Source organism: Chitinophaga varians (genome assembly GCF_014529945.1).
Taxonomy (GTDB): domain Bacteria; phylum Bacteroidota; class Bacteroidia; order Chitinophagales; family Chitinophagaceae; genus Chitinophaga; species Chitinophaga varians.
This window is the reverse complement of the sequence record NZ_JACVFB010000001.1, coordinates 1286329-1308206: the sequence shown is the minus strand read 5'-3', so window position 1 is coordinate 1308206 and position 21878 is coordinate 1286329. Positions and strand designations below refer to the sequence as shown.

Annotated in this window: 9 protein-coding genes; 7 read left to right on the top strand and 2 right to left on the bottom strand. The window is 49.7% G+C overall.

The window, feature by feature from the left end:
- Positions 1 to 15: 15 nt before the first annotated feature.
- Entirely contained in the window at positions 16 to 441 is a 426-nt protein-coding gene (locus tag ICL55_RS04775) for a DUF3592 domain-containing protein (protein WP_188094892.1), read from the bottom strand.
- 334 nt (positions 442 to 775) lie between these two features.
- On the opposite strand from ICL55_RS04775, the gene ICL55_RS04770 reads away from it, so the two are divergent.
- Genes ICL55_RS04770 through ICL55_RS04755 form a run of 4 tightly spaced genes read left to right on the top strand, consistent with a single transcriptional unit; the run spans position 776 to position 18614 of the window.
- On the top strand, positions 776 to 1831 hold the full coding sequence (locus tag ICL55_RS04770; RefSeq protein ID WP_188094891.1) for a glycosyltransferase: 1056 nt from the start codon (positions 776 to 778) through the stop codon (positions 1829 to 1831).
- 57 nt (positions 1832 to 1888) lie between these two features.
- Complete coding sequence (locus ICL55_RS35370) at positions 1889 to 3433, top strand: collagen-like domain-containing protein (protein WP_188094890.1); 1545 nt, start codon at positions 1889 to 1891, stop codon at positions 3431 to 3433.
- Position 3434: 1 nt separating this feature from the next.
- On the top strand, positions 3435 to 6836 hold the full coding sequence (locus tag ICL55_RS04760) for a hypothetical protein (protein ID WP_188094889.1): 3402 nt from the start codon (positions 3435 to 3437) through the stop codon (positions 6834 to 6836).
- A 51-nt stretch (positions 6837 to 6887) separates the two neighbouring features.
- Positions 6888 to 18614 carry a hypothetical protein gene (locus tag ICL55_RS04755; protein WP_188094888.1) on the top strand — a complete coding sequence of 3909 codons (11727 nt, stop codon included), beginning with the start codon at positions 6888 to 6890 and terminating at the stop codon, positions 18612 to 18614.
- A 48-nt stretch (positions 18615 to 18662) separates the two neighbouring features.
- Here the strand turns inward: ICL55_RS04755 and ICL55_RS04750 are convergent, their stop codons facing one another.
- A complete protein-coding gene (locus tag ICL55_RS04750) occupies positions 18663 to 19154 on the bottom strand; it encodes a YdcF family protein (protein WP_188094887.1) in 492 nt (163 codons plus the stop codon).
- Positions 19155 to 19320: 166 nt separating this feature from the next.
- On the opposite strand from ICL55_RS04750, the gene ICL55_RS04745 reads away from it, so the two are divergent.
- The 3 genes from ICL55_RS04745 (at position 19321) to ICL55_RS04735 (ending at position 21825) form a co-directional block, all read left to right on the top strand.
- On the top strand, positions 19321 to 19710 hold the full coding sequence (locus ICL55_RS04745) for a nuclear transport factor 2-like protein (RefSeq protein ID WP_188094886.1): 390 nt from the start codon (positions 19321 to 19323) through the stop codon (positions 19708 to 19710).
- A gap of 202 nt (positions 19711 to 19912) precedes the next feature.
- Positions 19913 to 21034, top strand: a complete 1122-nt coding sequence (locus ICL55_RS04740; RefSeq protein ID WP_188094885.1) for a hypothetical protein — start codon at positions 19913 to 19915, stop codon at positions 21032 to 21034.
- Positions 21035 to 21270: 236 nt separating this feature from the next.
- Positions 21271 to 21825 (top strand): sigma-70 family RNA polymerase sigma factor, encoded by a 555-nt coding sequence (locus ICL55_RS04735; RefSeq protein WP_188094884.1) that lies wholly within the window; start codon positions 21271 to 21273, stop codon positions 21823 to 21825.
- Positions 21826 to 21878: the final 53 nt, after the last annotated feature.

Genomic DNA, 21878 nt, shown 5'->3' with positions numbered 1-21878 from the left:
TTAGCATTTAAGGAATTACTGAAAACTATTATTCACTTTCCTCGTATAGCCTTCTGTTAGCGGATAGAGCCAGTAGTAAGCGGCCCCAACAATCATCAGCGGAATAGCGGCGGCCATAGCAACTATCGCCCAGCTGAAAAGCCAGAAATAACTCATCATCGTAGCAGAATGCGGGTTTTTAGGATCATACAGAAAAATAGCTTCTTCTCCTACCGCCCACCCGGCCGGGTTACTGGCAGATGGATGGTGGTAAATGATCTCGTCGTTTTCTTTCGTTTTCACGGAAAAAACCGGGGAGTAGGCGCCATCGCTTTCTTCCAGCGAGGTAACGGTACCCACAGCCCGTTCACTTCCCTGGATGAAATCCACCGACTGTTTCAACTTATACAATGAAAAAGCGAATAGAATGAGACCGGTTAACAAATATAGCTTGTATCGCATATAATGATTTGAAAGGCGAAAATGATAACGACATAAAAATAGACAAAATGCTATACATTATATAGCCCAATGCTGTCTCCCGATGTTTTCAAAGATCTTTTTGCTATTCATCCGGAAATTCCTGAAATTTATAGGGACGTTATGCATTTTTATCCTGGTTGGCGTGTCTTACTTGTTAAGACGAGTGCACAACAACCGGGACCCCCTTAAATAGCCGTACTTACTTTTTACAACTGCTCCTATGAGGTTTCACATTCCTGGTATCCCCCATACCATCACCAATAAGTCTTATATCAGTTGTGCATATACCCAGAAGGTATATAAACTCTGTTCCATGCTTACAAAGCTGGGCCATGAAGTATATCATTACGGTGGTGAAGGCAGCGATCCCTCTTGTACGGAAAATATCATCATCGTCAGGGAAGACTTCAGACAGCAGTTCTACCGCACTAATTTTCATACGGAACAATTCCACTATGATACCGGTGACCAATACCATCAGACCTTCTATCGTCACTGCATTGAAGAAATCAGCAAACGACTGCAGCCCAGAGACTTCCTGCTATGTGCCTGGGGCTGGGGGCACGAGCCTATTGCCCGTGCATTTGATGCCAGCCTGATGGTGGTAGAATCAGGCGTAGGATACGAAAGCATCTTTTCAAAATACAGAGTATTTGAATCCTATACCTGGATGACGCACGTATATGGATTGAATAACATCAGAAACGGTAGTTGGTATGATGCCGTTATTCCGAATTTTTTTGATCCGGCAGACTTCACTTTCTCTGAACAGAAAGAAGACTGGTTTTTATACCTGGGCAGAATCACACACAGGAAGGGGGTTGATGTGGCAGTTCAAACCACCAAAGAGATCAACGCGAGGCTCCTGGTGGCCGGTCAGGGTACGTTGGAGAATGAAAAAGAACAAATTTTCATCCGGGATAGTCATGTTGAACATGTTGGTTTTGCGGACGTAGCTACGCGAAGGGCGTTGTTGTCCAAAGCGAAGGCCGTATTTATGCCGACCTATTATATCGAGCCGTTCGGCGGAGTGAGCATCGAAGCGGCCATGAGTGGCACCCCGGTGATTAGCAGTGACTGGGGCGTATTCGGAGAAAACGTTTTGCATGGCGTGACCGGCTACCGCTGCAGAACATTTGATCAGTTCTGCTGGGCTGCGGAGCACACGGAGGCGATACGTCCGGAAGCCTGTCGCAACTGGGCCATCGACAACTTCAGCACAGATCGTGTGTCGCTGATGTACCAGGAATACTTTGAAATGTTATACGATCTGTGGGGCAAAGGCTGGTACGAGCGATCGCCCGACAGATTAAATCTCGACTGGTTATGTAAAAGCTATCCTCAGGCTAAGAATACGATCTCGGCTTAAACTCCTTCTCTCAGATTTTATCAACCCCATTTATAAATCCCTCAACCATACTACATCATGGCAACAGAAGAACGTAATCTTACTGAGACGCCAGGTGCCACCGGGGCTACCGGTCCACAAGGTCCAACCGGAGCTACTGGTGCTACCGGTCCCCAGGGGACAACCGGCGGCACGGGTCCTGTTGGCCCTACGGGCCCCATAGGCGCCACTGGTCCACAAGGCGCTACCGGCCCTACAGGCCCGCAAGGTGTTACCGGTGTTACCGGACCTACCGGTTGGGTAACGTTGATCGCCAATAGCATCACTGGTCCTACAGGGCCTATCGGTCCCACCGGACCAGTAGGCAGTACAGGTCCAACCGGTCCAATGGGAGCCACTGGCCCGGATGGTCTCTCCGGCCCTACAGGCCCCCAGGGAGATACCGGTGCCACTGGCGCTACAGGGCCTTCCGGTGATCCCGGTACAACCGGCGCCACGGGGCCTAAAGGAGATACTGGTTCTACCGGCGCTACAGGACCTTCCGGCGGACCGGGAACAACCGGCGCCACGGGGCCTAAAGGAGATACCGGTTCCACGGGTGCTACAGGGCCTTCCGGCGGACCGGGAACAACCGGCGCCACAGGGCCTAAAGGAGATACCGGTGCTACGGGTGCTACAGGACCTTCCGGCGGACCGGGAACAACCGGCGCCACGGGGCCTAAAGGAGATACTGGTTCTACGGGCGCTACAGGGCCTTCCGGCGGACCGGGAACAACCGGCGCCACAGGGCCTAAAGGAGATACCGGTTCCACGGGTGCTACAGGGCCTTCCGGCGGACCGGGAACAACCGGCGCCACGGGGCCTAAAGGAGATACTGGTTCTACGGGTGCCACAGGGCCTTCCGGCGGACCGGGAACAACCGGCGCCACAGGGCCTAAAGGAGATACCGGTTCCACGGGTGCTACAGGGCCTTCCGGAGGACCGGGAACAACCGGCGCCACAGGGCCTAAAGGAGATACCGGTTCCACGGGTGCTACAGGGCCTTCCGGCGGACCGGGAACGACCGGCGCCACAGGGCCTAAAGGAGATACCGGTTCCACGGGTGCTACAGGGCCTTCCGGCGGACCTGGAACACCTGGTTCAACAGGTGCTACGGGTCCCATAGGTCCAACCGGTCCTTCCGGCGCAGGCGGAAGTGTTGCCATTGGAAAAATCGCGGGGCCGGTAACAATACCCTCCACCACTGCTTTTATCGCTACCGGAAGTTCTATCACGCTGGCGCCGGGCAAACATGCGGTTATGGTGACCATGCTGATGAGCGTGAACGGTACCTGTACCGGTATATGCTGGCTACGTTCAACGTTTGCTGACGCTCCCGGCTCTGTAACACCTACCCCGGATGTAATCGGTCTTAACCTGGCAAGCGGCTGTCTGACACAAGGTGCAGTATATGGTGTACTAACAGGCACCATCCTGCTGGAGAATAAGACAGGAGCGCCTAAAACATATTACTATATAGCCGGACAAACCCAAAATGGCAGCAATCAGTTCTATCAGTCTTTATACCGTTTTGGTGGAGGCTATTGGTCTGAAGATAAAATTGTTGCTTTCAAATTCGCGTAGTATGTATCTATTTCAGCGCTTTCAGCAAACAGCTCTTTATATCTCTACTGAAGCAGGTAATGAGCTGAACTTCTTCGGATATTATTTAACTGATGCAACGGATTTCCCTGAGTCGATCAGCTATGACGCTGCCTGGTCAGGATTCACCGGTTTGTTTGTCTTTTTGAAGAGCGTGCCGGCAGGACAAGACATGCAGGCGTTGATAGACGCGCTCCAAAAGCGTTTCCCCAAAGGCAGTATCGAACATGCCTCGCTGGTATGGGCAACACTCGCTGCATCAGCCGCCACTTTTCAGTTATTGGCCCTGAAGAAAGGGCTGGACATGCAGGTGGTGGTAGCCGCTCATTTTTCTGCGGAGATATTAAATGCGTCATTGTTGCTCGCCGCCGATAGCCCGGTAGCGCCGGCGGTCAATGCTGAAGAAGACTTTCCGGGTCTCACCATCACCTACCCTGCTACACCGGAAACTTCTGCCCCTGTGGCAGAAAAGAATGTCTTTATTCCTTTTACAGGAACTTCCAGGGGTTGTATTCTCTCAGATATCGCGCTGAATGAAGACCCACAGCAGGCAGCAGCTGTACCGCAAAGGGGCTTTTATTCATTCGTATCAAAACCTGCAACACCCGACATATACCAGGGCTGCTTCTATCCTCTTTTTGCCGCCCCGCCACTGCACGACACCAAAACAATATATACAGGTTTTCATATGAGCTATGACCCTGTAGATCCATACAATCCTAAAAGAACGAGATTCACTTACGCCGGATTTGCCTATCAGATCACGAAAATAGACGACCCACCTTACAACCAGGTAGAAACTGTATCAGGTAACGATCTGGCCAGGTTATCAAACTATGCGTCCGTATTTGGGTCGGCTATTAGCTTGCTCCCCCTTACGAATACCGACCATCCTGCCTCCTTTGTGCTGTGCGCGTTGCCGGCTGGTTACGACCTCCCTTATTACATGGCGCCGGACGGCGACTTCCAGGTAGTAACGGAAACGGCTATCCCTAATGTAGGCGGAGGGCTGTCCGGTACCGAATTTTTTAAGTTAGACAATAACGCAGCGATCATTCGGTTTGAGGCCGGACAACCCGCCTGCGTAAAACGTTTCCCTTTTGTGCTGGCCTCTCCTCTGGCAGCACCGGGCGACTCACTGGCCTCTCCGTTTTCAGCAGATTATCTGACATCGTGGGCAACGATATTTACCGCCTCCGGAACTGCCGTGCCCTATGTTGCACAGCCTGCCGGCGCATCCTTGTATGCGAAGGTCCTCGCAGACACGGAAACTACCGGCATTCTCAACCCGACGGATATCGCCTTTTCCTTTACAGCCGATAAGAAAACCTTTTTCCCGCTGTTCCCCTATGCAGGCATCACCACAGGCGCACAGCCGGTGAACATGACCCTGGATGACGTTACAGCACTGGAAGCCGTGGTACTGTCGCCTCAACGCCGCCAGGTGATCACAAAGCAGTCTACCACGAATGCCCATCTGCTAAAAAACGGACAGCTGGAATCGGACATCCACTATGCCACCACCCCCAGCGGCATACTGGCCACAACAACACAAAGCAAAGATGGTACGGCTGTTCATTGGGACCAGTTCCTGCTGGGGAAAAACGGCAAAGAAGAAATTTCATTTAACGGCCCCTCTGAACAGGTGATCACCGCCATGCAGTCGAGTGATGTATTTCTGGTAGCCAGCGACGCTACCTGCCTCTCCGGCTTCTCCAACGTAGTGACTATCGGCAATTGGGAACTGACCGTTAACGTAGGCACTAATCAGACTTACGGCGATTATCGCAACCTCATGATCTTTAAAGGGCGCAAGGGTAAGTTATATGACCCCGACGACGTGGCCAACTGCCTGATTGCGAACCCTAAAAAATGGAGCCAGGCCAAAGATTTCTCCATTCCTCAGACAGGGGGCAATCCGGACCCGGCCCAGCTGGTCATCCTATCCAACTGGCTACAGAATTATTTTAAGAATGCCTACGAACAAACCAGCGACTATTTTGACAAGTTCAACACTATCGCGATCAGCGAAACCTGGACCGGCATTTTATTCCTTCGGGTAGACATCACCAATATGCCCAAAAACCTCTCGGGTATTGTGGCCGGAGTTTCCAACCCATCGGATTTTAACGCTCATCACCTGGGTATTGAAGTGAGCCCTGTAGAACTCAATAGCAACGGCATTCCCGAACTGAATAAACCTTCTTCTTTTTTTGGGCTGATCTATTACCTCGACCCGGGCTTTAAAGACATCATACCTATTCAGGCAATTCCGCCGGGCACCACCAATGAATATGATTTCAAATTGCTGGCCCTGAAAGTACTATTTGAAAATACCGCCGTTAAAGGCTTCGAGAGTTATGCTCAATTGACGCTCAATAAATTGTTTGGTTCCAATGTTTCCAAAGTATATGATCCGGCTAATTTATACAAGAATGTGCTGCTGACCGGAAACCTGCAGATGATACAGCGACGGCCCGTTTACAGCCTGTCCAGCCAAAACGACGACGCCTTCTACCTCGACAACAACATCATCAACAAAATAGAAATTACCGGTGCGCTATTATCCAGCAGAACAGTAACAGGTAAGGCAGAACAGGAAAGCTGGTTTGGACTGAACGGCTATATCGACTATAACATACTAAAGAAACAGGATGGTCAGGCTTTTGACTTGTTTTCCTTTGGTAATGAGGAAAAGCAGGACCTGTTACATAAAGGGCTGAACTTTTCAAATCTGGGTATACGGATGTTGTATTCCAATAATGATCCCGGGAAAAATCAATTGTCTTTTTCCGCAGATGAAATACGGTTTAATCCCGCACCCAATGTAAGTAGTCTTCGTACCGGCAGTATTTATAATCAGTTACAGCTTGGCCTGGAAAACCTGATCGTGGCCCCATCCGATAAAACCCCGAAGGACAATGGCTTTCTTGATATCGTTGCGGACATGCCTTTGCCTGGTCCGGGCAGAGATGGGTGGTACGGCCTGCGTTGCAAGTTAAACATGGGAACACCGGGAGCACTGGCCGGTAATATAGGACTGAATGCATACCTGTTGCTGTCCTGGTCTCCCGCGAGCACAGGAGATCGTTACCAGGCCGGCATTGGCATTGCTTTGCCCGGAAGCAGTGGCGGCGGAAAACTGTTGAGCCTTCAAACGGTACTGACGCTCTCTATCGGACAAATTCGCCTGACCCAGGTGGAAGATAAAGGACAACCAACCTTTATGCTGATGTTTACAGAGATAGCCCTCAAGTTCCTCGGATTACTTAAACTTCCGCCTAATGGCAACACCCTGTTTTACTTGTTTGGTGATCCCGATGCTGCCAGCGACAAACGTTCGCTGGGATGGTATGCTATGTATAAGCAGCAGCAACGCCCCTGATGTGAAATGGCTGTTGATGCCCCTATTGTCTAATTAATAAATTTAAGCGATATGCCTTTTCCCGATTTTGAATTTTTTGGTGAAGTAACCTCTCGCAAAGTGAAAGAATACCTGGAACAGGGTATGGGGCTTTTTAAGGTTTTTATTGGTAAGCAGGCTGTTATCAGGTGCTTTGTTGCGGGCGGACCGGGATATGGACATCATAGCGCCTCTGTTAACATCGTCAGGCGCATCTGCGACAGTTCAGCCGTCAATCCCCTGGGATGTGATTATACGGGGACTGTTGAAATATTTGTAAATATTGACGAAGATATTCCCAAAGTACTGGAACTTATTCCGGAACTACGGAATCAGGCAACAGGCGGCCGGTTAAATAAAGCGACTGTGACAATTAAAGTTCTGGATGACGCCCCTCCCGCCACTGATGTGGACTTTGGATTCACCGGCGCCTGTGATTATATAAACAATAACGAGGTCCTGGGTTTCCTGGAGGCTTCCTTTCTTCCTTTGCGGACCAAGTGTTTTTTAATGCTTCAGCCCTATAAGTGGAAAGTAAAAAAATTCGCCACCAGGGGACTTTCTCCAGGCAACCTGCTATTTTACAGAAAACCGGTGTCCGGTACGGTAAATGTATACGCGCTGAACCTCGATACAGGCATAGAGCAGCTATGCAGAAGCGGCAGCAGCTATCCTTACACCTTTATACAACGTTTTGATATGTTTCCGCCGCTCTACGTGGCAGAACGTAGTTTTTTCACGCCCATTCCAGATCTTACGACACAGGATTGGGATACGATTGCCGCAAACCTTTCTGCCAACGGGAAAACGTTATTGAAAATACTTCAGATACTGACGATAAAAGAGAACCTTGATGAGTATAGCATTGTGCCCATCTATGGCATTAATTACCCTGCCGAAACTGCCTTCAGAGAGCCGGTAAGTGAACGGCTGTCGCTGGCGCTGGCGAGCTTTCAAACAGCATTGAGGAGCGGGGCCGCAGGCAAAATCAAGCCTCCTATTATTATCAACTTCAGTCCATACATTCCTGGTACGAACCAGGAAATGACGTTGGCTAAAGTACTCTCCATCGCTAATGGAGGACGAACAACCTATGATAACTTTCTACAGCAACTTTTGCAATCCAGAATTGCCGGCCCTAAAGCCGGTGAGTTTGTGGAGCGTGCTGTACAAAGAGCGAATGCCAGATTCCGCTCTTTCCATGCACAGGGCATGGATTTCATAAAGATTATCAACTATACGGATATTGGAACCAGTATTTACAGCCTGCTCATTTGGTTAAGCGACAATCCTCACCGGGTGTTGATGATTCAGGCAGACCGTGTACCCTCCATCGTATTTAACTATGTGATGAAAGTGGCTGGCCTGTTGCCGGTCTTTGAAGGCCAGAACACGGCAGTACCAGCTATCATGACAGGGAAGCCTTACCTGCACACTTTAAGGGTTGGATATATTGGCACAGAGAATAATTATCCACCCGGCAATGTCGGGGAAAAAAGCGCCGGGACGGTTATCCGCACCATGCAAAATATTGCTAACCAGATCCAGGGAGATCTGAATTTCTGGCCATTAGCTGTCGACGAAGCCCCTAGTAAAATAATGGCCGATTTCATTACGACATTTACAGACAATACCGACATTACCAAATACTTTGGCTCGGTACAGGAGTACTTTCAAAAACCTATCAACGATAAAATAGTCATCGGCACTTCCGTATTCGCCAATTATTATCCCACGCTTTTCCCCGGACAACAAGTTGAAAGGCCCGCCGGTGAACTTCCTCCGCTGGAACAACTTTACAATGAGATTAAAGCTGAAATAGACAGCACATCGATGGTGGACCTGCTGGGCACCATTTTAACGACCGGCGGTATCCATGATTATTTTGCCGACGTGTTAACGCCCTATGGTGGTAAACTGATCATTGATCAGGCCAATGTGGAAGCCCACAGAGATGAGAGCAACCAGATTGATACCGTTACCCTGACCGGAAAGACCGATGCATACGGCGTACTTGCCAACAGCACGTTTGTATTCAATATGAGGATGGATGACATTGCCTGCGCAGCCGACTTTGTTGCCAAAGACAACTGGAGCCTGAACGGAATACCGTGGATTGTTTTCGAAGCGCCCACTTTTCATGTGTTGGTAGCAAACGGCGGCCTTCCTCCTTCCGGGACCATCAGTGTGATGTTACAGAGCACAGACCTCACCTTGTCGCTCACGCTTCCTGATTCAAACGGATTGGCTACCTGTTCCGGCACGTTCACGAAACCCGCCTCTATCTCTACCTTCTTAGGTTTCGTTGGCGGCATCAACCTCGAAACCTTAGTCCCCGAGCCTATACAAAAGCTGGCCAATGTAGGGGTGAAGTCCATTCAGTTTACTTACAGCTCCAAACTGGGCATCATCGAATCCATCGCTGTCGAAATTGGCTCCCCTGATAAGTGGCAACTACTGGACAGGCTGGCTGTTGACAATGCCGGTGTACTGATCACCATTCTTTCGCCGGGTGATCTGAACAACCGTAAAACATCCGTTACCGTTAGCGGTGACCTGGTAATAGGCACTGAGGCCAACTCACCCCGTATTAGTGTTTCGGCCCAGGTCCCCGGACTGCGGCTAAGCGGTCAGCTCGACAGCCCCGAATTGCCTTTAAACAATCTGCTACAGGTATTCTGGCCGGGGGCCTCTCCTTCCTGGCCCGGAGGTAATGAACCAGCCATTACCGAACTATCACTCAGCTACAATTCCAACGGAAGCGAATATATGGTGGACACCACGCTGGAATTGAACTGGCCTATCGTGGTGGCAGGCAGGACTATCTTAACCATTGAATACATCTCGTTATCACTATCCGGTGGTGACGGCTGGAGCACAGGCAGCCTGAGTGGCTCCGTTATTATTCTCCCCGACGGCGCAAACGTCGGCCTGCTGTTAACAGCTATGTATCTGGGCAATGGAGCAGGTTGGCGGTTTATTGCGCAACAGACTTCCGGTAAAGTGCCGTTGCTGGCGCTGCTAAAGCAATATCTGGGCTGGGATACTACATTTGAAATATACGTCGATGGTCTCGGACTTGAGATTGAAACGGCCACCAACTCGTGGCTATTCACCGGTAAAACAGCCGATCCTGTCCTGATACCCGGCATTGATCTGTCCCTGTACCTCAACCTGAAATTGGGCTACAATGGCGGCACCCAAAGTTTCGGCGGCCGCGAAACAATTTCGGGCAAAGCCGAGGTACCGGTATTACTGCCGGACAACCACCTGGTATCACTTGCCTCTATTTTGCAGACCGTTCCGGCCACAGGTTACTTTGGAACAGGTCAGGCCGATATCATCTGGCAAAATATAGACCTTACTGTATACTACGACTTTGCCCCGGGCTATCAGAGCTTTGGTATTAAATGGGGACAGCTGGAAGGCAAAATAACGCAATCCGGCACTCCTCCCAAAACCACCGCCACCCTGCGTTTCACACAATCCACCACTATTGGCAGCATGGTGGAAACCATGGTCAGCTGGGCCACCGGTAGTAAATTCAGTCTGGGCGCACCATGGAACATCCTCAACTCCGTTGCGCTGAATAATCTCGTCCTTACCTTTAACCTGACCGATAAACAGGTAGGGCTCGAAATAGCGCTGAACCCGATAGCAATAGGACTATTTGGCATCAACATCGCTACTATCACAGGATTCAAACTGACTTACCAGTCTGATCAGCCTGACCCGAATCAGAATGGCGTGCAGGTACAGCTGCTGGGGGATTTCAAATGGCAGCAGGATCCCCGCAAACCACTCGGATGGGATGCATCCAAACCAGAAACGACACCTGCTCCGCCGGCACAGGGCAACAAATACATAGATCTGCGCATGCTGGCCATGGGACAGCATGTGGACGTAAAGGGGCTTGCCGGCGCCACCAGCATTGCGCAGGCAATTTCCATCATGGAGAAATTACCGGCCACACCCAAAGGTCAACTTCCACCCGTGGCCCTGAATGCCAACAATGGCTGGCTGGTAGGAATGGACCTCGGGTTATTACGCATAAGCCAGGACCCTCCGCCAAAATCCCGGCTTCCTTTGGATGCCGGGCAAGGAGTGCTGGCGCTGCCAAGCGACTATGTGTTCAATCTTCAGATCGTATTCTCCGACCCCAACCTCTATGGTCTTCGTATAGCCCTCAACGGTGATGCGGCAAAAGTTTTCAAAGGACTGCAATTCGAGGTCATGTACCGGCAGGTCAGCCAGTCCGTAGGCGTATATCAGTCTGAGATAACCTTGCCCGACGTGATGCGTTATATCAGGTTAGGACAATTTAATATCGTGCTGCCTGTCTTTGGTATCCAGGTATATACCAACGGAGATTTCCAGGTAGACCTGGGTTTCCCATGGAATGCCAATTTCTCGCGTTCCTTTACGCTTCAGACCATCATATTCGTTCCCGTACCCATCCCGGTGATGGGGTCCATAGGCCTGTATTTCGCCAAGCTGTCCAGCGCCACCACCACCAAAGTACCGGCTTCCAAAAAAGGTATCTTCAACCCGGTAGTCGCTTTCGGGGTGGGCTTCCAGATAGGCCTGGGATACGAATTTAACATGGGCATCCTCAGTGCAGGATTCAGTCTCACCGTAGCTGCCATCATCGAAGGGGTGATCGCCAAATGGAATCCTTACCTGCCCGCACCAGCAGGGCAGCGTGATCGGATAGAAACGGATTATTACTTCTCTATCCGCGGCACAGTGGGACTTATCGGCAGACTATACGGCACCGTGGATTTTGCTATTATCAAAGCCAGTGTGGATATTGAAATTATCATTACTGCCCAGTTTTATTTTGCGCCCTATGAACCGATAGAATTAGCCCTTACCGCCAGTGTCAGGGCTTCTGCCAGCATTAAGATATTGTTCATCACTATCAGCTTTAGCTTCTCCCTGCGCATCCAGCACCACCTCACCTTACCGGCAGTGGGCGGAACAGCGCCATGGGCCGACGGTACAGAAAAACGCTCTCTGGCACAAAGCCGGAGACTGGAACGTGCAGGCATGGCCGTTAGGCTGCTACAGCATAAACTGCTGGCAGCAGCACCTGTGCTTCATTGGGACAACCTGCTGCCTGCCGGTTCACCGGTAGAACTGCCGGTATACCTGATGCTCGGTCTTACCGCCGCCCGGGATGAAAACGAAAAAACACCCACGCTGGCAGGCCAGCAGGCATGTGGCGTAGCGGTGATGATGATGGAGTCTGTAAAAGCGCCACAGGACGACCTCCTCAGTTGCAGGCTCAAAGCAGCGGACCAGGCCACTGACAGTGCTTTTGAAAAAGTCGCCAAACAAGTGTTCAGATGGATGTTTGCCGCATTGCAAACCCAACCGCTAACGGAAAAAGAAGTAGACCAGTCCGTGGTGACCCTGGAGCAACTGGAAATCCTGCTGAACTATCTAAGTGCGCCCAATAACGATATCCCCATTCCGGAAAAGGACATCAATACCTTTATGGAACGCCAGTTCAGCGTGGTGGTACACGGCCCGGATGCAGCGGCGAACAGCACGGAAATTAATGCTACCTACTTCCCTGTCCTGCCGTCGGTGGGCTTTTCCATGGAACGCCCCGGCGAACCGGAACCATTAGCATATACCTACGCCGCCTACAATGCCACCTCTACTGACTACCTCACTGCCTTACGGGTGTACTTTAATGAAATAGCCGTCAATGTGGGCACCAGAGAAAAAGCCGGTTACAAAAATTTCAGCCTGAGTGATGATAACGGCCCTTCTGTCGGAAGTTTCGTGTTCTCCGACTACTATGCGCTGTTGGCCAAACAGATGTTGCAAATGGCCGTTAATTCACTGAAGACCTATGTGTATCCTATCCAACCGGAGCAGCTGACAGAAGATATTGTGAAGTGGGTGAACCAGACAGGAGGCCTGACTAACGGGCAGGAATATACGCTGGAAAAACTTTTTACCGATAATAAAACGCATGATGTAAGCGCAGAAAGTGTGATAACAATTGCCGGAACACCATATATCATCCAGACAGGTGATACATTCTCGGCTATCGCTTCGCTGGCAATATATGCAGCAGGATTTACCGCTCAAAGCCTGGCCAGACAAAACGCCACCACCGCCGGTATCGTGAAAGCCGGCTCAGAAATCAATTATACCGGAAAACCACCCTATAGCACCCTGCCGCAGCAGACCCTGGAGAATATCGCAACAGCCCTGGAAGTCAACGTGGATGAGTTATTGCAATATAGCAATATACTGACGCTGAAAGATCTGCTGGTGCCCGCCTCTACGTTGTGGCTGCCGGAATTCAACTATAAAGCGAAGGAAAAAGACAAGCTGAATGAAATAGCCACCACGTTCGGTGTAACGCTGGAGCAATTGGCAAACATCCCGGCAAACGGGAAAATAAAAGATCTCTTTGACGCCAAAGACAACCCCGACCTGAACATCGTACAGCTGCCACAGTTCAACGTAGCAGCGCTGTTACAGGAAATCCAGTACACACAGGGATTACAGCACCTGGCAGGTCTTACGTCCCGATACTATATGGCCGGACTGCGTCTTCCCACAAAAGGTCTCAGCCCCAAATATCCCGGCATGTGGGTGACAGGAGATAAAGACGACTATAGCCTGCCGGAGAATGCTGGCCTGTTTGCCCTGTCGGGCCAACAGTTCCCCGTTCCTGTGCTCTCTACAGGCCAAAGCCTGACCCTGACATTTACCAATAATGGTTGTAAATGGATCAGCTTTGATAAACAAGCCACACTATCCATTTCCATCACGCCGGAATCATTGCAGTATAAAGAAGCGGTGGCACTGACAGCTTTCGCTACCAAAAACTACCTGGATGTTGGTTTGACACAACTGGGAACGCCGGAGCTGTTTAGCATCGAAGCGAATACGTATACCTTCAATTCCGACATTAACTGGGCATCTCCCTCCTATATCAGTATGCCTTATCCGGGAAATACCGGGGAACCGCAACAGCTCAGGTTATGGAAAATTCCCGATTCCCTGCTGAATCTGCCGGACCTGGCCGTACATAAAATCAATCCGCTCCTGAACATCCAACTGGGCACTTACGACGAGGCTGCCCAGAAAATGAAATATAGTTCGTTTAGCAACTATGGCTGGGGAACACGGATAGATTTTACTATCAGGAAAATAAGTCCTGTCCCGGAAAGCCCCACCACTGCCACCACCTACGAAGTGGCAGGTGCAAACGGTTTTAATACGCTGCTGCTGGAAAAACTGGTAGATCAGATCGGTGATAATGACAGTCTGATTAACAGCCTTCATCTCGCATTTACACAAAGTTCAGATGAAACGGCCGGCGGCGGCATTCAGACAGACAACCCGGACCAGCTGACCATCGGGCTGGCGCAGGTAAACCTCACCACTGTTACGGCACCCAATGTATCCGCCATGAATAACGACGGACAACCAGCGGCAGCACAGCATCTGATCGCGCCCACGCAGTTTATCCGTTTGTTATGGGAGGCAAGTATCACCAGTCAGGGTGGATACTACCTGTATTACTACAATGATAAGAGCAACGCCGGACTTCCGGACCGCATTTTCGACAATCAGGGCAATGCGCAGCTTTCACTGATAGTATTGTTCAGTGGCGTACAGCGTAATGAGCTTTGCAGCTATATGAATGTGCTGGCCACTGCCCGCGCTGTTGATTTCTCATCACATACACTATTTGCCCGGACCCTGATGCAGGACCTTCAGATCACTGCCGACAACCAAACAAGCCTGGCAGGAATTGTGCGGGATTATTTTGCAGATGCTGACCAGATAGCAGCCAAAAATAAAGATATTCCCCTTCGGACAGGCGCTGTATTAAGCTTACGGGGCGGTGTATATGAAGTCAGGGACCAGGCCCCGGGCTGGAAATTGAATGATATCGCTGCCTACTTTGAGGTGACGCCGGAATCTGTGAAAAGCGCCAATCCGCAAATAACGAACTGGGACAGCACGCTTCCTGTATTTACCGCGATTTACCTGCCCGACCATACCATGGTGGTGGGAACCAGCAAGGGAGGAACCAACATCGGCAACATCGCCCGATATTACAGTATATCCGTTTCCGGTATAGCGTTGGCTAACAGAGACGTCACCGGTATTTTTGAACCCGGGAAAACCATTTCATTTACAAGTGGGCCACTGACCAACCAGTCTACCATCAAACAAGGTGAAATGGCCGTTAAAGCCGTTCGAAAAGTAGCGCCACCTGTACCCGACAATCCTGCTGACAAAGACTTCGCGCTGAATTTCCTGCAAAATAACTTCTCGTTGCTGGGTTACCGGATATCTGAAAATGCCTTCTTCGACAATAGTAATCTCAGTCTGCCTTTATGCCCTGTCATTCCCGGAACGACCTCGGATGATGACAGCAAATTCCTCCTTCCTCCTGTACTGGGCGTTGATGATCAGTGGCAGTACACCAATTCGCTCGCTTATACCAGTGTTGTAAAGACTATGCAGCAGGCAACACCGGGCCTGCCCGCTCCTGAAAACGACCCATACCAGGGACTCGGCAGCCTTCTCCAGATCAGGTACAGCTGGCAGGATGTTTATGGTAATTCACTGCTGACAACACTGGATAATTTACAGGATGGGAATAACCTGAACAACTTCCCCATTCTGATCAAATACTACGATACACTGGTGGGCCTGAGCAGATGGCCTTCCATCAGTTCCAACTGGCAGGTGCCCGGCATAAGCGGTCAGCCGGCATTACACCTCATCCTGAACTTCGATGCAGCGGCCTACGACGGCCTTTTAATCGTCAAGGCGGATGATAACAACACCCTGACTGCCGTTTTCACCGTTGCGCTGGATGAAACCTCCGCCACAGACGCCGCCAATTATAGTCTCAGCGACGGCATTCAGATAGTTTCCATCTCACTGAATACAGACAAGAAATCGGTACAGATAAAAGTAAGCGATTTGGTACCAGGTGTGGATATTTCCCTACAGGTAAAAAATATCTTCAATCAGGAGAAAAGTAAAAGCTATACAGGTGCGGCCACCTTCTCCACCAATCCGGCTATTTCGCCTACCTCTACCATCATGACCAAGGCTGCCGGCGACAAGGTGTTGTATGAGCAAATCTGGTATCAACTGAATGACAGGAACGGTATTAAAATGATGGTCAATACCAGCCTGGTCCCCGGTACCGATTTCATATTGGATACTACGCAAACCACTGCCCTGGTCCAAAACTGGCTGGCCGCTATTTACCAGTATATAGACAACAGGGCCGCCGGAAAAGACACCACCGTTATCCCCGATTTACAGCACGTGGTGATGTTTAATATCAATCCGGCCAATATAGCAACCAAAGACACCTTCAAGCTCACGCTTGATTTTACCATCCGGAGAAACAGGCTGCTGGCAGATAGTACAGATGATTCCATCCTGACAGCCACCACTACTATTGCCCCACAGTCTGACCTGTCGGCCAGTAACGGTAACACCTACACGAAATTTGTGACCGATTTTGAAACTGCCTTTTCCGGAAGCCTGGAACTTAGAATAGCTGCGGGAGTAGATCGTTTTGACTCTATTGTGACGGCTGATTCCACCTTATGGGTGGTGCGGCTGGATGCCACCAATACCGGTACAGCGCCGGCGCTGGGCTTCGAGATCAACAAACAGGAAGAACCGAAACTGTTTGCTCCTCGTCCGGTTGCCAATCAACTGATCAGCAGAACAGGGGTCCCGATATGCACGTTCGACCCCAAAACAGGACTGGATTGCAAAGGTGGTATTCATAAAGATTTTATTGATGTCGATATTAATCTCTGGTGTAAACAGGTATTCGAAAACTTTGATGAGTTACTAAGCCCGGCTTTCGTGACCTGCATTCAGATCGTAGATTTCAGGACTAAAAATGAGAACCCGCAGGCTCCCTCCTTCTTCGATCTCCTGATCAGTCAGAAAGAACAACTGGCAGATATCGTGAAAGAATTGATGGTACCGGTTTTTGAAGACCAGGTGACCATAGATCCTACTGATATCCGGGAAGACTTTAAACAGGCATTGCTGGTAAAACTATCCAATGCCTATAGCGTGCAATCAGGACTTCAGTTCTCAGCCAATGTTTATCACAATAACCTGGAGGCACCTGCCTATTTGTATGGAAACGTTATTCAGAAAGATGACGGCGGAACCCGGGCATCGCAGAACATCCAGCTCACCGCGCCCAAAATAAGCCTGGCGCCCGACAAGCAGGCAGGTGTCAGGTTCCTGATGTCCGCACCGCAAATGATAAAGGGACAGCAAGGGGAAGTATTATCCGTACTGGATTTGGACCTGTCTTATACAGCAAGCGCCATCGAGCATCAAATCGGTGAGCTGCCGGGCATTAAGGACTATAAAGCGTCCTCCTGGTTACAGTTTTTCAGTAAAGACAGCAGTATCTTGTCGGCACGCTCACTTTCCGATAAAGCGGTGCAGGTACCGCTGCCACTCAACGTATTTCCGGCAGCGCCAGGCATGAATAAACAAACCGGCCAGTTGTCTGTCAATAACAGCGACGATGCGCTGTCTGACCTGCTGGACTGGGACTATCTGTTTTCGTATAGCCAGCCTTTTCACTACCCACAGGATATCCTACATTTCAGCGTACAATTTAACCTGGTGCTCAGGGACACCAGCGATGTGGCAGGGCTGGAGGACGCATTTGCAGATATCGCACAATTCATCACGGTCATGCCGGAAATCAATGAAGCGCTGGGTACGCTGTCGGCAGTAACCATGAGTAGCGACACCCCGGCGATCACCGCGGCGGCCACTGTGCTGACAGCTTACACCACCATGGTAGGCAATATCATCACCAGGGCCAAAGTGACTGGCTTGCAGGTTCAGCAACAGGACATGCGCGCAGTTGCCAGCGCAGACGGACCATATGCTTTTGTTGTAAAAGAAGGCAACGCCACTATCGACGGACAGGAAGGCGTATTACTGGTATCCGTTGGCCTTACGGCTGAAGTGCAGGCAGCTATTGGTATTCCGGTGGTAACAATTGATGACTATGAAACGGTGTCACATACACCCTGTGAAACGGGCTTCTATTGCTATTACTACAAACACATAAAGGATGGCAGCCTGTTACCCGCTTCCATCGGACAAACGATTGCCAAACGTACAGTGGTATTGAAGAAGTTAAACATTCTGGCAAGGCAGGATGCCGGCGTTGGTGTGTATATGGACAGAAATGCTGATCTGGTGCCCGGTAAACCTACGAACCATGCATTCGTATATACAACCGGAAATGTTGAGTTTCCTAATTACTATTATCCCAACTTTGTCCGCAATGAGCCCATTAATATTGCCACCATCCCTACAGGCCAACCCGTGGTTGCCCCTTTACAGACACATTTGAACAATTTGTTTGATGCGCTGCTGAAGAAAAACCAACAAGGTAAATTGAGCTTTAACGTGGTGGTCGCCTATGACTACCAGGTGAACCTGCCAGGTAACACAATACAGCTGCCCGTCATGATGCAGCCCGCCAGGACATTCGACCTGGGTGCGCATCCTGACAAGGCGCCTGAAGGCATGATCGACAATTGGGTAAAAGTAATTAGCGACTGGTTGAAAACGAATGATCCTAATAAGGCCAATGCGGCGTTTAATTTCAATCTTACCATTTTCTCCAATCTGACTGATGAACCGAAACCATTAATCCAGTTAACCCGTTTGTATCTGAAACTTGCAGATATCGGGTAAAAGACAAACGACGACCAACTGATGGCGCCCGGGCATTAATACAAGACACTAGATGGAATCGGCTTCCTGTAGCTTTTTTAATGCCCGGGCCTCATGCTCCAGCAGGGGCAATAGTTGGTCCTCCGGCAGCGAAGAAGCAGCGGGGATGAAAACAACTTTCGGATAGTTGATAAACTTATGGAATAAGAACCGGGCCCTTGAAAGATGAAAGTCGGAGGTGATAACCACCAGTATGTCAGGCTTTTCTTCCAACACCAGATCTTTCGTCATTTGAAAATCTTCTATCGTATTGGAAGAAGGTGGGCAGTCCAGAAAGACGGCTGGGGAAAGGCCCTGGCCTGTCAGGTATTTTTTAGCGTAGTAATAATGGGGTTTGTCGGTTGTATTAAAATGCTGCCCAAAGCCTCCCGTACAAATCAGTTTCACATCACTGTTTGCGTTATAAAAATGGAGCGCACAGGTTAATCTGTCCTGTGCTATCTGCGAGAGGTTTCCTTCGTGATCATTGGGAGCGCCCAATACCAGCAATAATTTATTCATAAAAATCGTTCCGGCCTTTTATTGAAAATAAATATACGCTAATTAATATAAAGCGAAGACAGCCACACCTGCCGCACCACGTGACATTCCGTGCCGGATTACCGGGAATTCATTATCTTCAACCAGTTCCCCGTGGTGTGGATGATCATCAAAAAACAAAAACCTTATGGTAAAAATTCATGTTCAGGAAGACTGTGGTAATGCACCGAAGAAACTATTCGTGAAAGACCTTATCGTGGCGATGGTTAATAAGGACCGGGCATTTATGGATCAACATACGACCGAAGATATCCAATGGAATATGGTTGGAGGAGCGTCCATTAAAGGGAAGGAACCTGTCCTTACAACGCTGCAGCGGTCCCGGAGCGAGGCTGTTACAGAACTGACCATCCATACCATTGTTACACACGGATACGACGGTGTGGCGGAAGGGTCGCTAAAGTTCAGGGACGGAACGACCCAGGCATTCTGTGATGTTTATCGGTTCAGGTCCTCCACGAACAATGCACCGGTCAAAGCGATCACCACCTATGCTATTGCGCTGGCTAAAAAATAATCCCTGAAAATCCGCATCCATCATACGATCGATGCGGATTTTCTTTTGTAGCATATCCCTACTATTCCTATAAGATAAAAATAATTATCTATCTGAATTATCATAGCAGTTAGACATGGTAACTTCATGCCTCAACCTATAAACACGTTGCCAATAACTGATCACTCGAAACCCGATTTTTAAATTCCCACAAGACAACCTTATGAGCATTAAATCCTACTACGTGGCAGGCGGCATGGCCGTGCTCCTACTGCTTGGCGCATGTACCAAGCAAATGAAAAACGATCTTTCTGATCCCACCAATTCCTCCAAAGAAAAACTCGGTATCACTGCAGCAGCACCTGATCCGGACGGATCCAAACTCCACCAGTTCCTGAGAGCTAATGGCCCGGCGTATGAAACCTACACCGTAGACCTCCAGGAGAACGCTACCTTTACCACCAAAGGCGGCAGGAAGTACACCATTTATCGTAACTCGCTGGTAAGGCCTGACGGCAGCCCGGCCAGCGGCCCTATCACCATCACTGTAAAGGAAATCAGCACCGCTGCCGGTATGATCTTCGCAGACAGGCCTACGGCCACCAATACCGGTGCACCGCTGGAATCTTTCGGTGAGTTTTTTGTTTCAGCCACGCAGGGCGCCACGCCGCTCCGGTTACGTAAAGACAGCGCCATCAACGTTCAGGCGCCTGCTAAAGTAGCCGACCAGCGCATCCCCATGTGGAATGGCGATACCTCCATCACCATCACCACTTCCGGCTACAACTATGTTAACCAGTTCATCACGTTGTCTACTACTGTGAGCGCCAACAAAGGCGTAGACTGGCAGCAGGTAACTAATCCCGCGTCTGCCTATGCCCTGTTTGATGGTAGCAATGGCACCCTCAACTTCCGACTGGACAGCCTGATTAAATGGACCAATTGCGACCGGTTAATGAGTCTGCCTAACCCCAAAACCACCGTACTGGCCTATTTCAGTTCTAATTACAATCCGGCTACCGGCACCAGCTTCGGCGGCGAAGAGCCTACCATGCTGTACTTTAAACCGACCGGCATCAACAGCATCGTCAAATTCTACAACACCATCTTTACGCCACCGGCAGGCTTTGAAGGTTTCCTGAGCTACCAGAACGCCATCCCTGTAGGACAGAAAGGCACTTTCCTGGCTATCTCTTCTATTGGCGGTCAGTTCTATGCCGAGCAGAAAACAGTGACCATCGCTGCACCTGCTGCGGGCACCAACTATACTACCGTTACTTTCAATCCCGCTCCTGTTAGTGCGAGCACATTGGTTTCGCTGATCAACAGCATGAACACCAAGTAATCTGATAACATAAAAATAGCCGTTAACGGGTTGATTAACGGCTATTTTTCTACCTGCATTGTAGTACTTATAGATCCGCGCTGCCACGATATCCTACCAGCAAAACCGCCATATCCATCTTCCCCGGTGTCTATTACCAACGACATTCATATTTCATACCGATATGCCGCAAGAAATTATGTCAACCTGAATTTCCACATTTATTTATTTAAATTGCCGGCGTAAACTGCCACGTTTTGAATACGATAGCTGCTTTGAAACAAGGTAACCTTTTGGTTTTTAATGAAGTTTATTATTCCTGGCACAAAAGGGTCTACTATTTTATTCTCCGGAAAACCAAGTCATCCTTCATTGCGGAAGAGGTGACGCAGCTTACTTTCATCAAATGCTGGAACTACCGGGAACATCTCACCGAAGACCTTAACATACAGTTACAGCTGTTCCGTATTGCCCGCACCACCCTGATCGACTTCCTCCGCAAAGAAACCGTGTACAAGGAAAAGGTGGTCCATGTAATAGACAGGTATACCCTTCCGGTAGAGGACCTGTGGGGGAAACTGGCGGAGAAGGAACTACAGGCCAAACTGGCGACTGTATTGAAAGAGATGCCGCCGATGCGTCGTAAAGTATTCGAGATGAGTCGCTTTAACGGAATGACCTATCAGCAGATCGCACACGAACTTTCCCTGTCATCCAGAACTGTTGAAACACATATTTTTCAGGCCATCAAACAGATAAAACACTATCTCGGGCTGCTGATCTCCCTCCTGCCCTGGCTTTGCCGGTTTTAAAATATTTTTTACCCCGGACTACGTAGTTCGTGCGTCACAAACGTATTACTTAT